Origin of the sequence: Azospirillum cavernae (assembly GCF_003590795.1) — a bacterium.
GTDB classification, from domain to species: domain Bacteria; phylum Pseudomonadota; class Alphaproteobacteria; order Azospirillales; family Azospirillaceae; genus Azospirillum; species Azospirillum cavernae.
This window is the reverse complement of sequence record NZ_QYUL01000002.1, coordinates 718,570-738,385: the sequence shown is the minus strand read 5'-3', so window position 1 is coordinate 738,385 and position 19,816 is coordinate 718,570. Positions and strand designations below refer to the sequence as shown.

The following is a 19,816-nucleotide window of genomic DNA, read 5'->3' as shown; positions in this document are numbered from 1 at the left end:
ACTCTTTAACGCGCGGGGTCTTTAACGCGCGGCGGCTTGCGCGGCGACGCGCAACTGGCGGGCGCGGGTCAGCACGGCGTCTTCCAGCGTGCCGGCGGTTTCCGCGCCAACGTTGCTGTCACGCCAGTCGGCCCCGTTGCGCTGCTGCTTGAACACCGACACCCGCACGCCGTCGGCGCGCAGTTGCTTGTCCAGGATGTAGAGGTTGACCTTGAAACGCTCGTTCGGCGTTTCCGGCGACGTGTACCAGTCGGTCAGGATGACGCCGCCGAACGGATCGGCCGACGCGATGGGCATGAAGGACAGCGTGTCGAGCGAGGCGCGCCACAGGAAGCTGTTGACGCCAAGACCGTTGGCGTTGTCCTGGTCGCCGCTGCCGCGCTTGTTTTTGCCGAACAGATTGAAGCCACCCTCGGTGCCGAGGATGCTGCCGAACTTGTAGTCCTGCCTCTTCGTCTGTTCTTCCATGGTCTCGGTCTTGCCGCCCCAATCGGCGCAGCCTGCGACCGTCACGGACGCCGCGAGCAGAACGGGGACAAGGCGAAAAGCGGTCAAGCGGCGCATGGTCGGGAACCCGGATCAAGAAAGAAGGGCGCCGCGCGTGAGTCACGCGCGGAATGCCGCTGAAAAGACCATAAATGGACGGCCCCGCGCAACAGCGGAAGCGGGGCTTCGCAGTTGCGGAACAACCAAGTCACAGACGGTCATCACCCGTTGTTAGTGTGCTCCGTGCGACACACTGTCCCTTCAATGCAGCATTCGTCTCGATTTGCCGCTTGCTGGGTTGGGCCGGGGTGCGTACCTAGGTCACAGCCAGGACGTCAACCAGGCTGAAACATCTGCTGCCAGGATGGAGGCAACAATTATGAACCGTTATCTGCTCGCCGGCTCCGCCGCCGTCGCTCTCGTGGTCGGCGCCAGCGCCGCCAACGCCCAGACCAAGTTTGATCTGAAGATCGGTGGCGACGCCTACTTCGAAGCTGGCTTCGTGTCGCAAGACAACGACACCGGCCTGCGTTCGACCGAATTCGCGAACCGGATGCGCATCACCGTCATCCCGTCCGCCAAGGCCGACAACGGCCTGGAATACGGCGCCCGTCTGCGCTTCCGCGCTGCTGGCAACGGCACGAACAACAACGTGACGGCTGACCGCGCGTTCATCTTCGCGCAGGGCAGCTTCGGTCAGGTTCGTCTCGGCTCGACCAACGAGTTCAACGACGACACCGCCGTCTCGACCCCGATCGATTACCTGCCGCTCGGTCTCTATGACCGCGTGACCGCGTACATCGGTGCCAGCAACGGCGCGAGCACCACCATCAACGGCCGCTACGCCGGCGCCGACATCGGCAGCAACGGCGGCGTCGCGCAGACCGTCAACGGCGGCAACAGCCTGGTGTGGGCCACGCTCGATCCGATGGGCGGCAACTCGACCAAGGTCGTGTACTACTCGCCGCGCTTCTCGGGCTTGCAGCTCGGCGCCGCCTACACCCCGCGTTCGGACAGCTACTACACCGACGTGAACCGCGTGAAGAACGTCACCACGGCGGCCGCCCAGGCTTCGGGCGCCTACCAGGACGTCTTCGAAATCGGCGCCAACTTCAGCGACACCTTCGGTGGCGTGACGGTCAAGGGCAGCGCGGCCTACACCGGCGGCACGACCTCGAAGAGCGGCAACGCGGCTGACAGCTTCAAGAACCTGAGCGCTTGGCAGGCTGGCGCGCAGATCGGCTACGCCGGTTTCGTGCTCGGCGGCGGCTATGTCGACTTCGGCAAGTCGGGCCAGAACACCCGTTACACCTACACCGGCGACGTGTCCAACTGGACCGTCGGCGTGCAGTACACCGCTGGCCCGATCGTCGTCGGCGCCAACTACAAGCACGGCGAAGATCCCGGCTCGACCATCCTGGCTGGCAAGCGCAAGCTGGACGTCTACGAGTTGGGCACCAGCTACACCGTCGCCCCGGGTCTGGCTCTCCAGGCTCAGTACGACTACTTCACGGCTAAGAGCGACAAGGTCAACACCGTTGTCACCGGCGACGATGACGACAAGGGCCATGTCGTGATCCTGCGTTCGGTCTTGGCGTTCTAATCAACGCTTCGTCCGTTTGCTGAAGAAGGGCGGTGACGTTTGTCACCGCCTTTTTTCTTGTCCAAATGTCGTCTTGTCCAAACACGGTCCGCCTCAATTCGTGACGCATCGCACAAATTGCGAGCAGCGATGCGCCAAATTTGCATGCAGATGAGCAAATGAAAGCAAATACAACAGCTTAATCCTGTGTCTTTGATGTCACGCTGTGATGACGCTCGTGTTTCAAGGTTGTTTTGGTGCTTGCCGAGGCAAACGCGAAGAGGGTATCTCCAAAGGACCAGGAAAACCGCTCAGCCCCGGAACAGGGGCGACTGCCATAAGGATGGACAATCCATGAAGCGTTCTCTCGTCATCGGCTGCGCCGCAGTTGCCCTCGCCGCTGGTTGCGGCTCCGCCTCCGCCCAGTCGAAGACCAAGTTCGACATTCTGGTCGGCGGCGACGCCTTCTTCCAGGCCGGTTACACCGACCAGAAGAACGACGGCAACCTGCGCAAGACCGAATTCTCGAACCGTATGCGTTTGAAGTTCACGCCGACCGCCAAGGCCGACAACGGTCTGGAATACGGCGCGCGTCTGCGCATCCGCACTTCCGGCCCCAGCAACACCGTCACCGCCGACCGCGCGTACATCTTCGCCAACGGCAGCTTCGGCACGGTCCAGGCCGGCACGATCAACGGCCTGTCGGACGAATCCGGCGTCATCGGCCCGAACGTCGACGGCATCTCGGGTTCGCCGGACGGCTTCTGGTCGACCTTCTACAACGGCTCGATGCCCTACGTCATGGGCGCGCTGCGCACCCTCGAGTCGGGTGACAACGCCACCAAGCTCGTTTACCTGACCCCGAGCTTCTCGGGCTTCCAGCTCGGCGCCGCCTACGCTCCGAAGTACAGCGACACCGCCACCTCGGTGAACCGCGTCAAGGGCAGCAAGATCTACTCTGACGTCGCTGAAGTCCAGGCCTACTACAAGGGCACGGTCGGCGCCGTTGGCCTCGAAGGCAGCGTGGCCTATCAGTTCGCCGACGCCGAAGCGGCCACGACCAAGGATCTCAGCTCGATCCACGCTGGCCTGAACGTCAGCTATGGCGCTTTGGTCATTGGCGGCAGCTACGCCAACAGCGGCAAGTCCGGCTACACCAAGTCCTCGCGCGGTGTTGACAACCAGCAGGTCTGGATCCTGGGCGCCCAGTACACCGTCGGCCCGGTCATCCTGGCCGCGACCTACACCGATGGCCGTGGCGCCACGGGCCAGTTGGCTTCGACCGTCGCCGACAACGCCCGCGCCAAGCTGTACCAGGTCGGCGCGACCTACACGATCGCTCCCGGCCTGACCACGGGTCTGGAATACAGCTACTTTGACAACAAGGTTGGCACTGCCGCTAAGGACAAGGCCAACATGTTCCTGATCGACACCCGTCTGTCGTTCTAATCGAACGCATTCTGGCAGCAAACGAGGGCGGCGGAGAAATCCGCCGCCTTTTTTTTCGTTTGGATGATTGCTCAGGGTTTGTGCGCGCCCAAGGAATCCGTGTCGCACATCATCAACATGGCGGAATCGGTCATCGGCGCCCAGACCAGCAGCAGGCGTCGTTTGTCCTTGTCGGCCAGATAGGTGACGATGTCCGGGTTGGGGGCGCTTTTGGCGGTGAATTGACCGAGCAGATAGCCGTTCTGCTCAAAGGCGGCCATTGTGCCGCCAAAAATGCGGTCCAATCGCTCCTGATCGCCTTTGGCGATTTCCCAACCGAATTGTTCCTGGCGAGTGCAGCGGCGGTTGGCGTCGGCGGCGATTTTGTCGAGAATGCCTCGGAAGGTGCCGTCGTCCTGAAGAGGAAAGGGCTGATCGGCGAAGGGAATCTGCGCCATCGGTGATCCCGGCATGGTGCGCGGCATCGCGGGCTTGGCTGGCGCCGCTTTCTGCGTGGGTGGTTTGGCGGCGGGCTTGGCGGCAGGTTTGGCGGCGTCTTTGGCGGCGTCTTGGGCCAGGGCCGGGTTGACGATCGTCGGGATGGCCAAGCTCAGCGTCAGGGCCGTCAGCAGGGGGCGAAACAGACTCCGCATGCGGAGGTCTCCTTGAGCGTTTTCAAAAGATAAGCGTTTGGGGTGGCGAAGCGTTCCGTGGGAGGCTTGCCTTTCCGACGACTGTCCGCTAACACGCCGCACGGTTCGCTGTACACCCGCCCCGATCATAGGGAAAGCCGCCATGACCCCGACGCACCCCGCCCGTCCCACCGATGTCACAGGGGCCGACGTCGCCGTGACCGATGTTACGGGGCGTTTGGCCGCCGTGCGCGCGGCCATCGCCCAAACCAGCGCCGCCTGCGGTCGCGACTCGGGCGCGCCCACGCTGGTGGCGGTGTCGAAAACCCACCCGGCGGAAGCCGTGGCGGAAGCCTTGGCCGCCGGTCAGCGGGTGTTCGGTGAGAACCGCGTGCAAGAGGCCAAGGGCAAATTCCCCGATCTGAAGGCCAGCTTCCCCGATTTGGAACTGCATCTGATCGGTCCGCTGCAAACCAACAAGGTCAAGGACGCGGTGGCCCTGTTCGACGTCATCCAAACGCTGGACCGGCCCAAGCTGGCCGAGGCGTTGGCCGAGGAGATGGTGAAATCCGGGCGTCGCCCACGCTGCCTGATCGAGGTCAACACCGGCGAGGAACCCCAGAAGGCCGGCATTCCCCCCGCCGAGGTCGAGTCGTTTTTGGCCGATTGCCGGGATCGACTCGGGCTGCCGGTGACGGGGTTGATGTGCATTCCGCCGGTGGACGAGGAACCGGCGATGCATTTCGCCCTGCTGTCGGAGATGGCCCGCCGCCTCGGGCTGGCCGAGGTCAGCATGGGGATGAGCGGCGATTTTGAAACCGCCATCCGTTTTGGCGCGACCCATGTCCGGGTCGGCACGGCGATTTTCGGCTCGCGCCCCTACCCGGCGGCCTGACCTAGGCGGGGTTTTGGGCGGACGGGTCGGGAACGGTCAACGCGCTGCCTGGTCCGCAATCCTTCAGCAGGGCCAGCAGATCGTCCAAGGGCAGGGCGACGCAGCCCGCCGTCGGCTGCCAATCCGGGCGGGCGACGTGCAAAAACACGGCGCTGCCAAAACCGGCGACGACCGGATCGTCGTTGTGGCCCATCACCACGATCACGTCGTAAACCCCGTCCTCGCGCCACAGCGACTCGTGGCTGGTCGGGTGCGGGCGCGTGACTGGCTGGTTGTAGGCGGGATCCTCGGGCGCGTCGCACCAACCATCGTCGGGGGCGATGGGTTGGGTGGGAAGGCCGCTGTCCGGGCGCTCCAGCCGGTCGGCCCGCCACAGCACCCGGCGCAAGGGAAAGCGGCCAACCGGCGTGGCCCCGTCGCCTTCGCGCTTGTCGGCGCGGATGCCGCCCCGACCCAGCGCGCAACGCACCGTGTGATTCGGCCAGCTTAGCCGCCCGTCGGGGTAGACGGCGATTTCGATGGCCCCGCTCTCCATGGCTCCGCTCAACTGGACACCCGCATCGCCGGGGCGGCGGATTGGGCGGCTTTGCGCGATTGTTCGTATTTGGCGAGGTTGCGCATCATGGTTTCCGACAGGGCTTCCGGCGACGCGGCGGCGTTGGCGTTTGCCGCCTGGGCGCTGACCGGGATGGAGCCGGGCATTGGCGCGGCATATTTCGGAACCGCGTGCTTGACCATGGTCGAACTGGCCAGCGGGGTGTCGCGGGCGGGCATCTTGCTGAGCGTCGGAGTCGGGCCGCCCGACAGGGACGCCTGGGTGGGACCGGCCTGAGCGGAATTGGGCATCGCGGAGCTGGGCATCGCGGAAGCGGGCGCCGCCGCAGTGGGCGCCGCCGCCGCAAGTTTGATCGGCGCGCCGACGCTGGCCGCCGCCGGGTCGGCGGTCTTTTGCGCCGTTTGTGGGGCGGTTTGGGCCACTTGAACGGGGACGGACGCTTGGCGGGTTGTCAGGGGCGTCCCGGCGGCGGGGGCCGCGCTCGAAGCAAGGGCCACGGGGGAGGCGGCGGGCGCCGCCCCCCCGTGGTTGCCGCGACGGCGACGGAGTCGGCGGGATGGGCGCCTTCCCCGAAGCCGAGCGAGGCCATGACCTGATCGCCGACATCCTGACCGCTGGCCTGCTCGATCACCGCGTTGGTGATGGACGCCAAACCGCCGATGACGCCGCCATACAGAATGCCGCCCATAACGCGGGCGGCGGGCTGGATGGTCTCGCCGGTCAGGCTGCGATACAGCGTGCCAATGATCGGCAAATGTTGCAGAGGGTTGATGACGTCCAGGAAATCGCCAAAAGACAGGTCGCCTTCAATCTCGACCGGCTCGCTGTCGCGGCTGACCGACGGCGACGTCTCACGCTCGCGCGCGACGACCGGGCGGGCGGCGGCGGTGCTGTCGTATGAGGCGGCGTCGATGGCCATGAGCGTTCTCCCGGAACGAGGGTCATCGACAAGGTAAGCAAGGTTTGTGCCAGGATTTTGGAGTGTTTTCCCCCGATTCGCCCGGAATCGGATTCCCCGTGGGGCGGAACGCGGCAAGAACTGCCGGGGGCGGGGCGATTCCTGCCCCGGTCCCGCCTTCGTCGGGGCGGGTCAGAACATGTGGCCGCTGCGCTCGGCCTTGGTGCGCAGATAGGCTTCGTTGTGGCCATTCGCCGGGAAGATGTGGGCGACGCGCTCCACCACGGCGATGCCGCAGCGGGCGAGCTGGCGCAGCTTCTCCGGGTTGTTGGTCATCAACCGCACGGAGTCGTAGCCGAGTTGACGCAACATTTCGGCGGCGGGCAGATAAACCCGCTCGTCCGCCTCGAACCCCAAGATCTCGTTGGCGTCCACCGTGTCGAATCCCTGGTCCTGGATGCGGTAGGCGCGCAGCTTGTTGACCAGCCCGATGCCGCGCCCTTCCTGGGCCAGATACAGCAGAACGCCGCTGCCCAGGCGGGCGATTTCGGCGATGGCCCCGCGCAACTGGTCGCCGCAATCGCAGCGCAGCGATCCCAGCAGATCGCCGGTGAAGCATTCCGAATGCAGGCGGGCCAGCACCGGCTGGGCGGGGTCGGGATCGCCGATGACGATGGCCAGATGCTCCGGCCCGCCGTCGGCGGGGCGAAAGGCGAAAATCCGCGTGTTCTCGGCGCCGCTCAGCGGCACCCGCGCGTCGGCGACGCGGCGCAGCGTGCGCACCACATGCACCCGGTAATCGGCCACGTCGCGGGCGCGCACCAGCAACAGATCATGCTCGGCGGCCCAATCGGCGGCGCTGCGGTTGGTGTCCGCCACCGCCGCCGTGATCGCGGCGGGCAGCAGGCGCGCCAAACGGGCGAGATCGACCGCCGCCGCGTCGCGCGTGTGGGCGTCCATCAGGGTGGCGGTCAGGCCGGGGGGCAAGGCGACGACCTCGCCACGCTGCTCCGGATCGGCCAGGGCGTGCGCCTGATCGGCGGTCAGGCCGCCGACGCAGCCCAGCGCGACGACGCTGCCGGACAGGGCGGGGGAATCATCCTCCCCCTCGGCCAGCAGGCCAAGGACGATGGCGCGGCGGCGGGTGACGGCCAGGCTGGGGGTGCCGCCGGTCAGACTTTTCAGCCGCTGCACGGCGTCGAGCGCCACGGATTCCACCGACACGGCGGCGCCGATGGAGCCGTCGGTGTTCTCGATGGCGACCACCTCGCCCCGGCGCAGCGCGGCGAGCGCGCGGTCCACGGCGCGCACGGCGGCTTCGTTGATCGGGGGAATGCTGTCAGGGCGGCGTTCGGCGTGCATCGTCGGAATACTTCGTGGCAAAAGCGGAAGATGGTGCGCGGGGCGGGCGAAGCAAAGCGCAGGTGGCGCGCCCCTGTCCAGCGTTTCCCGCGCGTCAGACCGTTGCGGTGGCCGCAACGGTCCGCAGAGCCTTCGACCAAAGGGCAGGGGGCATGTTGCGGCGCAACCAGCTAAAATAGTGAAACATCAGCCAAGGAGCCTGTTTCGTGTCCCTTCACGCCGTGGTCGCCAACGTTTCGCCCGCCTTGTCCTACGCCTTGCGGATGATCGCGGCGCTGGATCGCGTGACGGGGGCGGCGGCGACCCTGCACCGGCTGCCCGGCCCGCACCCGGAGGTCGCCCCCTCGGCCATCTTCGCCGCCGAACTGCTGGTGTCGCGGCTGCCCGACGGGGCGGTGACGCTGATCGACGGCGCGACGCTGCTCAATCTGGCCGCCGCCCTGTCGCTCGACGACCGCCGTTTGCGTCCCGTCGCTCTGGTGGAGCGGCTGCGCTGGACCGAGCCGGGGGTGGGCGCGGAGGAAGCGGCGGCGCGCCGCCATCTGGAACAGGGGGTGTTGGCCCTGATGCGGGTCATCGTCGCGCCAACCGCCGCCGTCGCCGCCGACGTCGTCGCGCTGGGGGTGGCGGCGGACGTCGTGCTGATTGCGACGGCGGATGAAACGGGCGCGCGCGCTCTGCTCGCCCGGCTTGCCGACCGCGTCGGGTGGTTGGCGGCGGAAGAGGCGGCGCCGCTTTGACGCCGCCTCTGTAACGGGGCCGACGACAAGGAGTCGCGGCCCATGGTAAGGTCCGGGCGATTTTCCCGGCATGGTTTCGTCCGCTCATGACGTCGTTCAAACGCATTCTTCTGGTCGATGACGACACCGCCTTGCGTCAATCGCTGGCCGAGCAACTCCGTTTGTTGGAGGAGTTCGAAACGGCGGAGGCGGACGACGGGGCCGGGGCGCTGGCGTTGGCGCGCGAGGGCGGTTTTTCCGCCATCCTGCTGGATGTCGGGCTGCCCGACATGGACGGGCGCGACGTCTGCAAGCTGCTGCGCCGCGACGGCGTGCGCTGCCCGATCATCATGCTGACGGCGTCGGCCACCGATTCCGACACGATCTTGGGTCTGGAATCCGGGGCGAACGACTATGTCGCCAAGCCGTTCCGCTTGGGGGTGCTGCTGGCCCGGCTGCGCGCGCAGCTCCGCCAGTTCGAGCAGACCGAGGACGCGGTGTTCGCCATCGGTCCCTACAGCTTCCGCCCCGCCGCCAAGCTGCTGCTGGACGAGGTGAAGAACCGCAAGATCCGCCTGACCGAGAAGGAAACGGCGATCTTGAAATATCTCTACCGGGCGGGCGACCAGGTGGTCGGGCGCGACATTCTGCTGGGCGAGGTGTGGGGCTACAACGCCGACGTCACCACCCACACGCTGGAAACCCACGTTTATCGGCTGCGCCAGAAGATCGAAAGCGACCCGTCCAGCGCCGAAATCCTGGTGACGGAACCCGGCGGCTACCGTTTGGTGCCGTAAGGCGATCCGCCGCTGCGGGCGCTGGTTTGGCCGCCGCCCCCGGCGATGGTGATTTGGGCGGTGACGGCGGGCCAGCGTTGCCGCGCGCGGTCGAGCGCCAGCGGCTTCTTGCCCGGCAACCCCCACAGCCCCCGCCCGCGCGCCACCACCGGCAACAGACGCAGCTTGCGCCCGACGATGGCCAGACGCCGCCGCCAATGGGTGACGATGTGGGCGGACAGGCCGATCCGCCGGGCGATCTCCTGATCCGACAGCAGGGCGCTGGCCGGATCCTGCAACAGGTCGAGCGCGGCGCGCCGCTTGTCGATGTCGGTGTGACGGGAGTGTTTGCGTTCCAGCGCCTTGCCGACGTCCCACAGCTTTTCCGCCGTCTCGCGCGCCAGGGTGCGCCAGCGTTCCGCCTCGTCCTTGTGGCGGTCCAGATCGTTGGTGGTCTTGTCGAGCTGGCGGCGCAGGGTCGCCAGCTCCAGTTCCAGATCCCTCACTTGACGGCGCAGGCCGTGGACCAGCTCGTCGGGCGGCGGCGGTTGGGCGGGGGTGGTCGGGGTGACGATGGTGGGCGGCGGTTCGGGCGACGGCTGGTCGTTCCGCGCCCGTTCGGCCAGATCGCGGAAGGTCAGACCGGCGCGCGACAGCATGATTCGGGCGGCGCGCAGGGCGGACAGCGCCTCTCCCTGATGCTCCGACTCGGCCATGGCCAGGACTTTGGCGAGTTTGTCTGGATCCATCCGTCGTCAGGTCCGTCGTCAGGTCCGCCGACCCCGCCGCCGCAAGGGTGGTTGCGAAGGGGAGGCCGCGCTGTGCGCGATGTGCGGCACGCTACCACATCTTATAGGCTTCACCACATTCCCATCATTGGGGGAAGCCCGGCAATCCGCCGAAGCCGGGCGGGGCGGGTGGTGGAAAATTGCTCGACTTGGGCGGCTGGCGTCGCCACCATGACCGAACCATGACCGCCGGAACCGCGCCCTTCCCCGCCCAGGCCCCCGCGCCCTTCACCGTCCGGTTCTGGGGCGTTCGGGGCAGCATTGCGTCCCCTGGTCCCGACACGGTGCGCTATGGCGGCAACACCGCCTGCATCGAGGTGCGTTGCGGCGATTGCCACATCGTCTTTGATTGCGGCACCGGCATTCGCCCGTTGGGCGAGCTGTTGGCGCGCGGTGGGCCGGTGGACATCGACCTGCTGCTGACCCACAGCCATCTCGACCATATTTGCGGGCTGCCCTTTTTCGCCCCGGCCTTTCACCCGGACAGTCGGCTGCGTTTTTGGGCCGGGCATTTGCCGCCGGAGCGGCCCTTCCGCACCGTGCTGTCGGGCATGATGAGCGCGCCGCTGTTTCCGGTGCCGGTCGAGATTTTCCGCGCCGATTGCTCCTTCCGCGATTTCGCCGCCGGGGAAACGCTGGAGCCAAAACCTGGCGTGATCGTCCGCACCGCCCCGCTGAACCACCCCGACGGGGCCACCGGCTATCGGGTCGAGTTCGGCGGGCGCAGCCTGTGCGTTCTGACCGACACCGAACACCCGGCGCAGGGCCGCGACCCGATCATTCTGGAGCTGCTGCGCGGCGCCGATCTGATGATCTACGACAGCACCTACACCGACGCCGAATACCCGGCCCGCGTCGGCTGGGGGCATTCAACGTGGCAGGAGTGCCTGCGGCTGGCCGAGGCCGCCGGAGTTGGCCGCGCGGTGATCTTCCACCATGACCCGGCCCGCACCGACGCCGAACTGGACGTCATCGCCGCCGAGGCTGAGGCGATGCGGCCCGGCTCCCTGGTCGCCCGCGAAGGCATGGAGCTGACGGTCTGAGCGAACCGGCGGGGCCACAGCCGTCGTCTTTCTGCTCATTTCCCCCCAAACGGGAGTCGATGTCACAGTTTCAGGCTGTGACAATTCTGGTAGAAACGACTCCAATCAAGTCCGTGCGGAATGATGCGGGTGGGGCCGCGCGGCGGCGCTCCGGGGGAAGCGATGCGGATGATGCTGCGTGCCGCTGTGAAGCGTGCTTGTGCCGTTCGGGTGTGTGCGCCGCTTCTGCTGGTCGCCGCCGGTCTGGCGGGCTGCGCCTCCCAACCGATGGGTTTGGGGGACGGGCCGCGCTCCGTCGTGCTGAACCATCCCAGCGGCGAAACCGTCGCCGTCACCTATTGGCGGCCCGGCGGCGGGTATGACGCCGACGCGCTGCGTGAGATCTCCATGCTGTTCCGCGACCGTCGCAGCGGCGAGGTCATCCCGGTCGATCCGGCGCTGGTCGATATGCTGGTCGAGTTGCGTCAACGGACGGGCGCGCCGCCCGAAGCGCCGATCCGTCTGACCTCCGGCTATCGTTCGCCCGCCAGCAACGCGCTGTTGGCGCGGAGCAACGCGAATGTGGCCGACAACTCCTATCACATGCGCGGTCAGGCGGCGGATTTCTCGATTCCCGGCGTTTCCCCGGCCCGTTTGGCCGAGGAGGCGGCGACGATGCGGCGCGGCGGCTACGCGATGTACCCCAGCACCGGGCACGTCCATGTGGACACCGGCCCCTTCCGCACCTGGACGCCGAAGGGCGGCGGCGGGGAACCGCGCGGCGCCCCGGTTCTGCAAGAGGCCAGAGCGCCGGAACGCGCGCCGCCGAAGGCGCCGGACCGGGCGCCGGAGCGGATCGTAATGGCCGACGCGGCGCCGGTTCCACACCGTCCGTTGCCCACCGGCCCGATTGTCCTGCCGCCCGGCATTCTGGCGCCGGAGCCGACCCCGGCGCGGGCTGTTCCGGTCAAGGAGACGGTGGGGACAAAACCAGGACTCAACAAGCGGGCGGTCGCCAAGGCCCCGGTTCCGCCCGATCTGGTCCAGGTGCGGGCGGTGCTCGCCCAACTGAAGGAACAGCCCGGACCTGCGCCGGCGAAGAAGAAGCCGCAGCCGTAAGGGCAGGGGAACGCCGTCGCCGCCGCTCCCCCCATTCCTAAAATCACGCGTCCAGATCGACCAGAACCGGCACATGGTCGGACGGTTTCGGCTCCCAGCCCCGGACGTCGCGCAGCACGCGATGGCCGCGCAAGGCGTCCTTCAACGGCGGCGTGACCCAGACATGATCCAGGCGGCGGCCCCGGTTTGACGCCGCCCAATCCTTGGCCCGGTAGCTCCACCACGTGTAAAGCTTTTCGTCCGCTGGCACGAAATGGCGCATGGCGTCCACCCAACCCAGCGACGCCTGCATGGCGAGCAGCTTTTCCACCTCGATGGGCGTGTGGGAGACGACGGAGAGCAACTCCTTATGGCTCCACACATCCTGTTCCAGCGGGGCGATGTTCAGGTCGCCGACCAGCACCATCTTTTGATCCGCCGCGCGCTGGCCGCCCAGCCACGCCGTCATCTCGTCGAGGAACTGGAGCTTGTGGGCGAATTTGTCGTTCACCGCCGGGTCGGGAATGTCGCCGCCCGCCGGGATGTAGACGCAATGCAGCTCGATCCCGTTCGCCAGCGTGGCGTGCGCGTGGCGGCGGTCTTCCTTGCCGCACCAATGCTGAACGTCCTGCGCGGCGAAGGGCAGGCGCGACAGGATGGCGACGCCGTTGTAGCTCTTCATCCCGTGGATGTGGGTGTGGACGTAGCCCTGCGCGACCAGCGGGGCCAGCGGGAAATCGGCGTCCACCACCTTGGTTTCCTGAAGGCAAATCACGTCCGGCTGCTCCTCCGCGATCAGGCGGAGGAGGAGGTCCAGACGCATGCGGACCGAATTGATGTTCCAGGTTGCGATGCGCATCGTGCCGCCGCTCACGTTTTGGTCAAGGGGGCTATGGTGATGGTCAGGGCGCCGACGCCCTCGACCGCGCCGGTCAGCACGTCGCCGCTGACCACCGGGCCGACGCCTTCGGGCGTGCCGGTGTAGATCAAATCGCCGGGTCGCAGCTCGACCAGACCGGACAGGTAGGAAATCGTTTCGGCCACCGACCAGATCAAATCGGACAGGTCGCCGCTCTGCCGCAACGCGCCGTTCACCGCGACGGTGATCGCGCCCTTGTCGGGGTGGCCGATGTCGGCGGCTTTGCGGATGGCCCCGCAGGGGGCCGACTGGTCAAAGCCCTTGCCCATGTCCCAGGGCTTGCCGTCCTTCTTGGCGGCGTTTTGCAGGTCGCGGCGGGTCATGTCGAGGCCGACGGCGTAGCCGAACACATGCCCCAACGCCTGATCCACTGGGATGTCCCGCCCGCCGCCGCCGATGGCCACCACCAGCTCGATCTCGTGGTGCAGGTTGGCGGTCTTGGGCGGGTAGGGGATGGTCGCGCCGTCGGGAACCACCGCGTCGGCGGGCTTCATGAAGAAAAACGGCGGCTCGCGGGTCGGGTCGGCCCCCATCTCGCGGGCGTGGGCGGCGTAGTTGCGGCCCACGCAATAGATGCGGCGGACGGGAAACGGATCGCCGCCCGTCACGGGAACGGTCGGCTGGGACCACAGGGGAACGGCGTAGGCCATGATGGGGCGGCTCTTGCGGTGGGGAATGCGTCACCCACAGGTACCCGAAAGCGCCCGCCCGACCAAGCCCCCAACCCGCGCGCCGGAACGCCGACTCGGTAGAGGCAAGGCGGACACGAAGACGCCCGGTCTGGGGGAACCGGGCGTCGGAAGCTCCGTTTCCGGAACCCGCAGGCGGCAGGGGAAACCGCTGGGCGGGCGATCATTGCCGAAACCGGGGGCGATCGCTTCTTGATTCATCAAGGTGGCGTTTGTTTGATGCACAACCAATGTAAAAAACGCATGATTGGTATGCATTCGCTGTGGGCCGTACGGTTCTTGCTGACAAAGCGACTCTTCGGCCCCATTTTATCCGTTCATCCCACAGTCTCATTCAACTACGGCATTCGCGGTGACTGACAACGAGCGTTCCACCCCCGCCGACCGGCGTTCGCGCCTGCGTCCTGGCAAAAACGGCAAGCTCGCCCTTGGCCCTCTTCCCGACCTCGTGGGTTACAACCTGCGCAAGGCTCAGGTTGCGCTGTTCCAGAGCTTCCAAAACGCGGTTTCCCCGCAGGATGTGACGCCCGGCCAGTTCGGCGTCCTCATCATGATCCGGGAAAACGAAGGGCTGTCGCAATCCGATCTGGGCACGGCGGTCGGCATCGACCGTTCGACCATGGTCGCGGTGATCGACCGTCTGGAGTCGCGTGGCTTGGTGGTTCGCGCCCCCTCGCCGAACGACCGCCGGTCCTACGCCCTGCGCCTGTCGCCGGAAGGCCAAGCCATGATGGATGACCTGATCCCCCGCGTTCAGGCGCACGATCAAGGCATGGTCAAGGATCTGACTCCGGAAGAGCAGGGCCAGTTCATCGACTTCCTCCGCCGGGTTTCCCGCGCGAAGTAAGGCCGATTGGTCTGGGCTTGAAGAGTTTCGTGAACAGGGGACCGTGCGACGCGCGCGGTCCCCTGTTTGCGTGTGGGCCTCAGCGCAGGCGGCGTCGCGCGTGCGCGGCGGCGGCGGCGCCAAAGCTGTGCAGCAGGGCCGCCGACAGCGGATCGTCCCAGAATCGCCATTCCGGGTGCCATTGGACGGCGAGCGCGAAGGCCGGGGCCGCCGTCACCCGCACGGCTTCCACCAAGCCATCCTCGGCCCGCGCCTCCACGGTCAGGCCGTCGGCCAGTCGGTCCAGCCCCTGGGCGTGCAGCGAGTTGACCGCCACCGAGTCGGCGCCGTTGGCCAACCCGGCGAGAATTCCGCCCGGCGTTAGATGGACGCGGTGCGATGGGCCGTACTGGACGGTCAGCGGCGCGGATTTGTCCTCGCGGTGGTTGGTGTAGCCGGGGATCTCGTGCACCCGCTGGTGCAGCGACCCGCCCAGCGCGACGTTCAACTCCTGAAACCCCCGGCAGATGCCGAGCAGCGGCACCCCCATGTCCAGCGCGGCGAGGATCATCGGCAGGGTGGTGGCGTCGCGGGCGGGATCGTGCAGGGTTCCCGGTTCGCTTGGTTCGCCGCCGTAACGCTGCGGCTCGACGTTGGACGGGCTGCCGGTGATGAGCAGGCCGTCGAGTCGCCCAATCAGATCATCAATGTCGAGGGTTCCACCCAACGCCGGAATCAGCAGCGGCACGCCGCCCGCCCCGTCAGACACGGCGCGGACATATTTGTCGCCGCAGACGTGAAACGGGTGCTCGCCGATGAGGCGGGTGCAGGCGGGAATGCCGATCAGCGGCTTTTGCGTCATGGATGTCCTCCGGTGCGCGGACCCGCCGCCATTCTGCGCGCTCGCCCAGCTCTTGCCCAGAGGGTGGGGGCGGGGCGGATCAGTTGTTCTTGCCGTAATCCGACCCGGTCTTGGGTTCTTTGAAATAGAACAGGTTTGAGTCGAACGTCACGTCGGTGCGCGGGTTGAGGAGAGCGACTTCGGTCGTCAGCCCTTGGGCGTCCAGCACGCGCCATTTGCGCAGTTGAAAGGGGTGATCCTCGAACACCAGGGTCATCGTGCCTTTGCCCGCTTCCTTGGTTTCGACCAGACTGACCTCGACGACGCCGGGGGTCTGGAACAGGTTGGTGACGGTCACGTCGCCCGACAGGTGGATGGTCTTGCGCAGGATGACGTCAGCCAGCGTCGTGCCGATGGGCGCGCTCGACTGCTGGCGCATCTCGCCATCCCAGTAAAAGATGAAACTGCCGTCGGCGACGACGAAATCCTTGATCGGCTTGTCATACTCCAGCCGCATCTTGCCGGGGCGCGACAGATAGAAGGTGCCGGACGCTTGCCGCCCGTCGGGGGCCACCTGGATGAATTTCGACTGAAGGCTCTGCACGCCGTTCAGATACTGCTCGACCTGGGCGATGGTGGCCTTGTCCTGCGCCGACAGCGTCGCGGTGGCGGGCGCCGCGCTGGCGTTCGGCGGGGCGATGGTCAGCGCGGCGGCCAGAGCGGCGGCGGTCAGCGGAAGGGCGGCGAAGAAGCGGGCAAGCACGGGCGGTCATCCCTGGACAGCGTGAACCCGACCGTCATAACCGGGCGTTGTGGCGGACATAAGGCGGATGCCCAGAAAATCCAAGGGGGAAATCCAAGGGGGAAAGCGGGGCGTGGCGCGCCCTTGCCCCGCTCTCGTCCGATCCCGCCCGCCTTACAGCGGTTGCCCGCGAATCATCCGGGGCAAATCGCCGACGATGCCCATGGCGTGCTTCATGAAAAAGCGTTTGACCGGCGGCAGGCGGTTGACCAAGCCCATGCCCAGATCGCGGGCCAGGCGGATCGGCGGGATGTTGTTGGAGAACAGATGGACCAACCCGTCGCACACCGCCGCCAACAGCACGGTGTCGAAGCGGCGCCAGCGTTGGAAGCGGGCCAGCACCTCCGGCCCGCCGACGTCCAGCCCCAGACGGTGGGCGTCCACAATCACCTCGGCCAGCGCGGCGACGTCGCGCAGCCCCAGATTCAGGCCCTGCCCGGCGATGGGGTGGATGGCGTGGGCGGCCTCGCCGATCAAGGCGAGGCGTTCGGCGATGAAGCGTTCGGCCAGCAGCACCGACAGCGGCCACGCCTCGCGCCGGGTGGCCAGCGTGATTTCGCCCAGATAGCCGCCCGACCGCCGGGACAGCTCTTCGATGAACTGGTCGTCGGGCAAATCCAGGTAGGTTTGCACCAGAGACCGCTTTTCGCTCCAGATGATGGAACAGCGGTTCTCGGTCATCGGCAGGACGGCGAAGGGGCCGTTCGGCATGAAATGCTCGACCGCGATTCCCTTGTTCGGTTCGGAATGGTGGATCGTGCAGATGATGGCGCTCTGGTCGTAGGACCAGCGCCGCACCTTGATGCCCGCGCCTTCGCGCGCCAGCGACTTGCGGCCATCGGCGCCGATCACCAGCTTCGCCCGCACCACCCGCCCGTCGGCCAGCTTCACCGACGCGCCGCTGCGGTTGCGGGTGATGGCGGTGGCCTTGGCCGGGGCCAGATGGATCAGGCCGGGCAGCTCGGCCACGCGGGCGAACAGGGCGCGGCGCATGTCCTTGTTGTCGAGGATCCAGCCGAAGGGCCGGTGCTGGCCGTCCACCGCCAATTCGGTGTGGTCGTAATGGACGAACAGCGGGGAAAACTGGTCGGCGATGCGGATGTCAAGCATCGGCCCGGCCTTGTCCACCATGTGCTTCCACACCCCGGCCCCCTCCAGCACCTTCATCGAGGCGTAGGCGATGGCGGTGGTGCGGATGTCGAATCCGTCGTCGGCCTGCCGGTCGGGGCTGTCCTGGTCGATGCAGACCACGGGGACGCCCGCCGTCGCCAGCGCCGCCGCCATGGAAAGTCCGGCCAGACCGCCGCCCAGGATCACCACCTCGGCGGCGAGGTCGCCGCCGTCAGCGGTGGGGGAGGGGGGCGTGTTCGCGGTCGGGTTGCCCGATTCGGCCATGATGCGCTGTCCTTCGCTTCGCAATCCTGCCCGGCGACGGGTCGCCGCCGCCGGGGTCGCGATGGACAATTGTCCTCCGCCGGGCCGATGTCCAGTGCCGCCGCGCCGCTTCGGCGACGGACAGATTGTCGCTGAACAATTAATAGGCACATGCTGCCGTTTTAAGCGCCCAATCCGCAGGCATACCCTCGCGGTTGCGGTAGAAATCAACCGGCACGATTCTTGAAGTCATTGATTTTTGCGGTCGAGACGAACAGGCTTGCACCTGAACGGGATCGCCGTCGCCAACCCGGCGACGGGGAAGAACCGCGAAGGGTCGATCTGATCGGCCAAGACCGGAACAACGCTTTTTAGGGGAAGCCACATGAAACTGGTTATGGCCATCATCAAGCCGTTCAAGCTGGACGAAGTGCGCGAGGCGCTGACGTCGCTTGGGATTCAGGGCTTGACCGTCAGCGAGGTCAAGGGTTTCGGTCGGCAGAAGGGCCAGACGGAAATCTATCGCGGCGCCGAATATTCGGTGAGCTTCCTTCCCAAGGTGAAGGTCGAGGTCGCCGTGTCCGACGACCAGTTCGAGCAGGTGGTCGAGGCGATCCAGAAGGCCGCCAACACCGGCCGCATCGGCGACGGCAAGATCTTCGTTCTGGAGATTGCCCAAGCCGTGCGCATCCGCACCGGCGAGACCAACGGCGAGGCGCTCTGACAGCCGCCCCTCCCGGTTCGTCCGGGCGGGCGGTTCCGGCCTTGGTCCGGGTTCGTCTCTGCGGGGGACGGACCCGGACGGCGCTTGAGTTAATTTTTTCTTGCAGAAGTTTACCAAAAAGTTTTTAAATACATCTGTTCACTTGAATTGATATGGGGAAAGTCAAGGAAATTTCGAGCATTATTGTAATTGTGGTTTGATTAAAATAGATAAAATTATAATGTAAAAGGATTTCCCAATGGCAAACAAAGAAATAGTCGAAAAAATACAGGAATGTGCTAGTGATATTATTTCTGATAAAATTGAAAATCTTGTTCACAATCCAGAATGGGGAAAAATTGACTTTGAAAAAGCAATACAGAGTCTTGAGAGATTGCAATCTCTAGTTGCTCCTCTGAAAGTTCTTCCTTTGGATATTCTTCCCCAGAGGGTGGCGGAAGGAATGTTGCCTCATCTTCAGGGGCTTCAAAGTTCAATCAATAGAATTAGAAATTTTTCAATTGTCAATGACAGCCCAACTAGTAATCGTGATAATATATGTCATGAAATAGAAGTGCAAATTGACAATGCCTATCCCATTATAACGCCACATATTCCTTTTATGGCGTATGCTCGGGCTGACGTTCAGCGCAATATTGAAGAATTGGTTCGTTCTGTTGAAAAAGGAAATAAAATAGTATCTGAGGCTAGGTCTGATTTTGATATTAAAAGATCAGAAATTGATAATATTGTGGCGGCGGCGCGTGAAGCTTCGGTCAAGGCCGGTGTAGCACATTTTACGCATGATTTTAACGATGCTGCTGAAATGCACGGAAATGCCGCTAAAAATTGGTTGATTGCTACAGGGATAATTGCTTGTTTGACTGCAATATTTGCGTTTTTGTCTTTTTTCATAGAAATTTCTCACGATGCATCTGTTGCATTTTTCATTAATAGAATTTCATCAAAACTTGTTTTTCTTGGGCTTTTCCTTGCGGCGACGATATGGTGCGGTCGCCTTTATAAAGCTGCCAAGCACCAAGAAGCCACTAATCGCCATCGTGCAAATGCCTTGAAAACGTTTCAGGCTTTTGTTCAAGCGGCGGGGACAGAGCCAATACGCGAAGCAATTCTTATGGAAACAACGCGTTCAATCTTTGCTATAACGCCCAGTGGTTATCTTGATAGCAATGATGTATCTATTGAAGGTGGTGCTAAAGTTGTTGAGGTTGTTAAAAATATAACTCAAGCGGCTAGCTCTAAGGTGTAATTTAACCTACGCGTACAGATGACTGCCTGCTAGCGTGGTCCATGCTTGTCGCCTTCCGATTCCGCCGATAGGATCGTCCGCGTTCTTGCGGATGCGGTTGTCTCGATAATCGGGAGGCTGCGCAGCGATTGGGGCGCTTACTGGGGAAGG

At 65.1% G+C, this 19,816-nt stretch carries 22 protein-coding genes; 10 read left to right on the top strand and 12 right to left on the bottom strand.

What is annotated here, in order from left to right:
- Positions 1-21: 21 nt before the first annotated feature.
- Complete coding sequence (locus tag D3877_RS14675) at positions 22-564, bottom strand: DUF3576 domain-containing protein (RefSeq protein ID WP_119831500.1); 543 nt, start codon at positions 562-564, stop codon at positions 22-24.
- A 301-nt stretch (positions 565-865) separates the two neighbouring features.
- On the opposite strand from D3877_RS14675, the gene D3877_RS14670 reads away from it, so the two are divergent.
- Both D3877_RS14670 and D3877_RS14665 read left to right on the top strand, forming a co-directional pair.
- Positions 866-2,089: a porin gene (locus tag D3877_RS14670; RefSeq protein WP_119831499.1), complete on the top strand. Its 1,224-nt coding sequence runs from the start codon at positions 866-868 to the stop codon at positions 2,087-2,089.
- A gap of 333 nt (positions 2,090-2,422) precedes the next feature.
- Positions 2,423-3,517, top strand: coding sequence for a porin (locus D3877_RS14665; protein WP_119831498.1), 1,095 nt, complete (start codon positions 2,423-2,425; stop codon positions 3,515-3,517).
- Positions 3,518-3,588: 71 nt separating this feature from the next.
- Here the strand turns inward: D3877_RS14665 and D3877_RS14660 are convergent, their stop codons facing one another.
- Positions 3,589-4,149 carry a hypothetical protein gene (locus tag D3877_RS14660; protein ID WP_119831497.1) on the bottom strand — a complete coding sequence of 187 codons (561 nt, stop codon included), beginning with the start codon at positions 4,147-4,149 and terminating at the stop codon, positions 3,589-3,591.
- A 142-nt stretch (positions 4,150-4,291) separates the two neighbouring features.
- Here D3877_RS14660 and D3877_RS14655 point away from each other — a divergent pair, with 142 nt between their 5' ends.
- Positions 4,292-5,023, top strand: coding sequence for a YggS family pyridoxal phosphate-dependent enzyme (locus D3877_RS14655; RefSeq protein ID WP_119831496.1), 732 nt, complete (start codon positions 4,292-4,294; stop codon positions 5,021-5,023).
- Position 5,024: 1 nt separating this feature from the next.
- Here the strand turns inward: D3877_RS14655 and D3877_RS14650 are convergent, their stop codons facing one another.
- The 4 genes from D3877_RS14650 to ribA all read right to left on the bottom strand — a co-directional run bounded on the left by D3877_RS14650 (position 5,025) and on the right by ribA (position 7,839).
- Entirely contained in the window at positions 5,025-5,558 is a 534-nt protein-coding gene (locus tag D3877_RS14650) for a L,D-transpeptidase family protein (protein ID WP_119831495.1), read from the bottom strand.
- An 8-nt stretch (positions 5,559-5,566) separates the two neighbouring features.
- Complete coding sequence (locus D3877_RS30595; protein WP_238474894.1) at positions 5,567-6,001, bottom strand: hypothetical protein; 435 nt, start codon at positions 5,999-6,001, stop codon at positions 5,567-5,569.
- A 29-nt stretch (positions 6,002-6,030) separates the two neighbouring features.
- Positions 6,031-6,498, bottom strand: a complete 468-nt coding sequence (locus D3877_RS30590) for a hypothetical protein (RefSeq protein ID WP_238474893.1) — start codon at positions 6,496-6,498, stop codon at positions 6,031-6,033.
- A 171-nt stretch (positions 6,499-6,669) separates the two neighbouring features.
- Positions 6,670-7,839, bottom strand: a complete 1,170-nt coding sequence (gene ribA, locus D3877_RS14640; RefSeq protein ID WP_119831494.1) for a GTP cyclohydrolase II — start codon at positions 7,837-7,839, stop codon at positions 6,670-6,672.
- Between the two features lie 206 nt (positions 7,840-8,045).
- Here ribA and D3877_RS14635 point away from each other — a divergent pair, with 206 nt between their 5' ends.
- Positions 8,046-8,579 carry a glycosyl transferase gene (locus D3877_RS14635; protein ID WP_238474892.1) on the top strand — a complete coding sequence of 178 codons (534 nt, stop codon included), beginning with the start codon at positions 8,046-8,048 and terminating at the stop codon, positions 8,577-8,579.
- A gap of 86 nt (positions 8,580-8,665) precedes the next feature.
- Positions 8,666-9,355, top strand: a complete 690-nt coding sequence (locus D3877_RS14630) for a response regulator transcription factor (protein WP_119831492.1) — start codon at positions 8,666-8,668, stop codon at positions 9,353-9,355.
- On the opposite strand, the gene D3877_RS14625 is transcribed toward D3877_RS14630, so the two are convergent.
- Positions 9,337-10,083 carry a hypothetical protein gene (locus tag D3877_RS14625; protein ID WP_119831491.1) on the bottom strand — a complete coding sequence of 249 codons (747 nt, stop codon included), beginning with the start codon at positions 10,081-10,083 and terminating at the stop codon, positions 9,337-9,339. The two genes, D3877_RS14630 and D3877_RS14625, sit on opposite strands and share 19 nt — an antisense overlap.
- 221 nt (positions 10,084-10,304) lie before the next feature.
- Here D3877_RS14625 and D3877_RS14620 point away from each other — a divergent pair, with 221 nt between their 5' ends.
- Positions 10,305-11,165, top strand: a complete 861-nt coding sequence (locus tag D3877_RS14620) for an MBL fold metallo-hydrolase (RefSeq protein ID WP_119831490.1) — start codon at positions 10,305-10,307, stop codon at positions 11,163-11,165.
- Positions 11,166-11,375: 210 nt separating this feature from the next.
- On the top strand, positions 11,376-12,263 hold the full coding sequence (locus tag D3877_RS14615; protein WP_238474891.1) for a YcbK family protein: 888 nt from the start codon (positions 11,376-11,378) through the stop codon (positions 12,261-12,263).
- Positions 12,264-12,306: 43 nt separating this feature from the next.
- Here D3877_RS14615 and xth read toward each other — a convergent pair whose 3' ends face one another.
- A complete protein-coding gene (xth, locus tag D3877_RS14610; RefSeq protein ID WP_119832456.1) occupies positions 12,307-13,101 on the bottom strand; it encodes an exodeoxyribonuclease III in 795 nt (264 codons plus the stop codon).
- A gap of 11 nt (positions 13,102-13,112) precedes the next feature.
- A complete protein-coding gene (locus D3877_RS14605) occupies positions 13,113-13,811 on the bottom strand; it encodes a fumarylacetoacetate hydrolase family protein (RefSeq protein ID WP_119831489.1) in 699 nt (232 codons plus the stop codon).
- Positions 13,812-14,202: 391 nt separating this feature from the next.
- Between D3877_RS14605 and D3877_RS14600 the strand changes: the two genes are divergently transcribed.
- Complete coding sequence (locus D3877_RS14600; protein WP_119831488.1) at positions 14,203-14,697, top strand: MarR family winged helix-turn-helix transcriptional regulator; 495 nt, start codon at positions 14,203-14,205, stop codon at positions 14,695-14,697.
- Between the two features lie 79 nt (positions 14,698-14,776).
- Here D3877_RS14600 and D3877_RS14595 read toward each other — a convergent pair whose 3' ends face one another.
- The 3 genes from D3877_RS14595 to D3877_RS14585 all read right to left on the bottom strand — a co-directional run bounded on the left by D3877_RS14595 (position 14,777) and on the right by D3877_RS14585 (position 17,714).
- Positions 14,777-15,538 (bottom strand): gamma-glutamyl-gamma-aminobutyrate hydrolase family protein, encoded by a 762-nt coding sequence (locus D3877_RS14595; RefSeq protein WP_119831487.1) that lies wholly within the window; start codon positions 15,536-15,538, stop codon positions 14,777-14,779.
- Between the two features lie 79 nt (positions 15,539-15,617).
- Positions 15,618-16,280 carry a LolA family protein gene (locus tag D3877_RS14590; RefSeq protein WP_119831486.1) on the bottom strand — a complete coding sequence of 221 codons (663 nt, stop codon included), beginning with the start codon at positions 16,278-16,280 and terminating at the stop codon, positions 15,618-15,620.
- Positions 16,281-16,433: 153 nt separating this feature from the next.
- Positions 16,434-17,714, bottom strand: a complete 1,281-nt coding sequence (locus D3877_RS14585) for a UbiH/UbiF/VisC/COQ6 family ubiquinone biosynthesis hydroxylase (RefSeq protein ID WP_119831485.1) — start codon at positions 17,712-17,714, stop codon at positions 16,434-16,436.
- Positions 17,715-18,078: 364 nt separating this feature from the next.
- On the opposite strand from D3877_RS14585, the gene glnK reads away from it, so the two are divergent.
- Together glnK and D3877_RS29435 are read left to right on the top strand one after the other, a co-directional pair.
- On the top strand, positions 18,079-18,417 hold the full coding sequence (gene glnK, locus D3877_RS14580; protein ID WP_119831484.1) for a P-II family nitrogen regulator: 339 nt from the start codon (positions 18,079-18,081) through the stop codon (positions 18,415-18,417).
- A gap of 238 nt (positions 18,418-18,655) precedes the next feature.
- Positions 18,656-19,666, top strand: a complete 1,011-nt coding sequence (locus D3877_RS29435; protein ID WP_147395196.1) for a hypothetical protein — start codon at positions 18,656-18,658, stop codon at positions 19,664-19,666.
- Positions 19,667-19,816 lie beyond the last annotated feature (150 nt).

Coding starts and splice junctions, on each gene's coding strand:
- glnK (WP_119831484.1), top strand. CDS start 18,079: ATGAAACTGGTTATGGCCATCATCAAGCCGTTCAAGCTGGACGAAGTG.
- D3877_RS14660 (WP_119831497.1), bottom strand. CDS start 4,149: ATGCGGAGTCTGTTTCGCCCCCTGCTGACGGCCCTGACGCTGAGCTTG.
- D3877_RS14655 (WP_119831496.1), top strand. CDS start 4,292: ATGACCCCGACGCACCCCGCCCGTCCCACCGATGTCACAGGGGCCGAC.
- xth (WP_119832456.1), bottom strand. CDS start 13,101: ATGCGCATCGCAACCTGGAACATCAATTCGGTCCGCATGCGTCTGGAC.
- D3877_RS30590 (WP_238474893.1), bottom strand. CDS start 6,498: ATGGCCATCGACGCCGCCTCATACGACAGCACCGCCGCCGCCCGCCCG.
- D3877_RS14595 (WP_119831487.1), bottom strand. CDS start 15,538: ATGACGCAAAAGCCGCTGATCGGCATTCCCGCCTGCACCCGCCTCATC.
- D3877_RS14585 (WP_119831485.1), bottom strand. CDS start 17,714: ATGGCCGAATCGGGCAACCCGACCGCGAACACGCCCCCCTCCCCCACC.
- ribA (WP_119831494.1), bottom strand. CDS start 7,839: ATGCACGCCGAACGCCGCCCTGACAGCATTCCCCCGATCAACGAAGCC.
- D3877_RS14625 (WP_119831491.1), bottom strand. CDS start 10,083: ATGGATCCAGACAAACTCGCCAAAGTCCTGGCCATGGCCGAGTCGGAG.
- D3877_RS14670 (WP_119831499.1), top strand. CDS start 866: ATGAACCGTTATCTGCTCGCCGGCTCCGCCGCCGTCGCTCTCGTGGTC.
- D3877_RS14650 (WP_119831495.1), bottom strand. CDS start 5,558: ATGGAGAGCGGGGCCATCGAAATCGCCGTCTACCCCGACGGGCGGCTA.
- D3877_RS14605 (WP_119831489.1), bottom strand. CDS start 13,811: ATGGCCTACGCCGTTCCCCTGTGGTCCCAGCCGACCGTTCCCGTGACG.
- D3877_RS14675 (WP_119831500.1), bottom strand. CDS start 564: ATGCGCCGCTTGACCGCTTTTCGCCTTGTCCCCGTTCTGCTCGCGGCG.
- D3877_RS29435 (WP_147395196.1), top strand. CDS start 18,656: ATGGCAAACAAAGAAATAGTCGAAAAAATACAGGAATGTGCTAGTGAT.
- D3877_RS14665 (WP_119831498.1), top strand. CDS start 2,423: ATGAAGCGTTCTCTCGTCATCGGCTGCGCCGCAGTTGCCCTCGCCGCT.
- D3877_RS14630 (WP_119831492.1), top strand. CDS start 8,666: ATGACGTCGTTCAAACGCATTCTTCTGGTCGATGACGACACCGCCTTG.
- D3877_RS14620 (WP_119831490.1), top strand. CDS start 10,305: ATGACCGCCGGAACCGCGCCCTTCCCCGCCCAGGCCCCCGCGCCCTTC.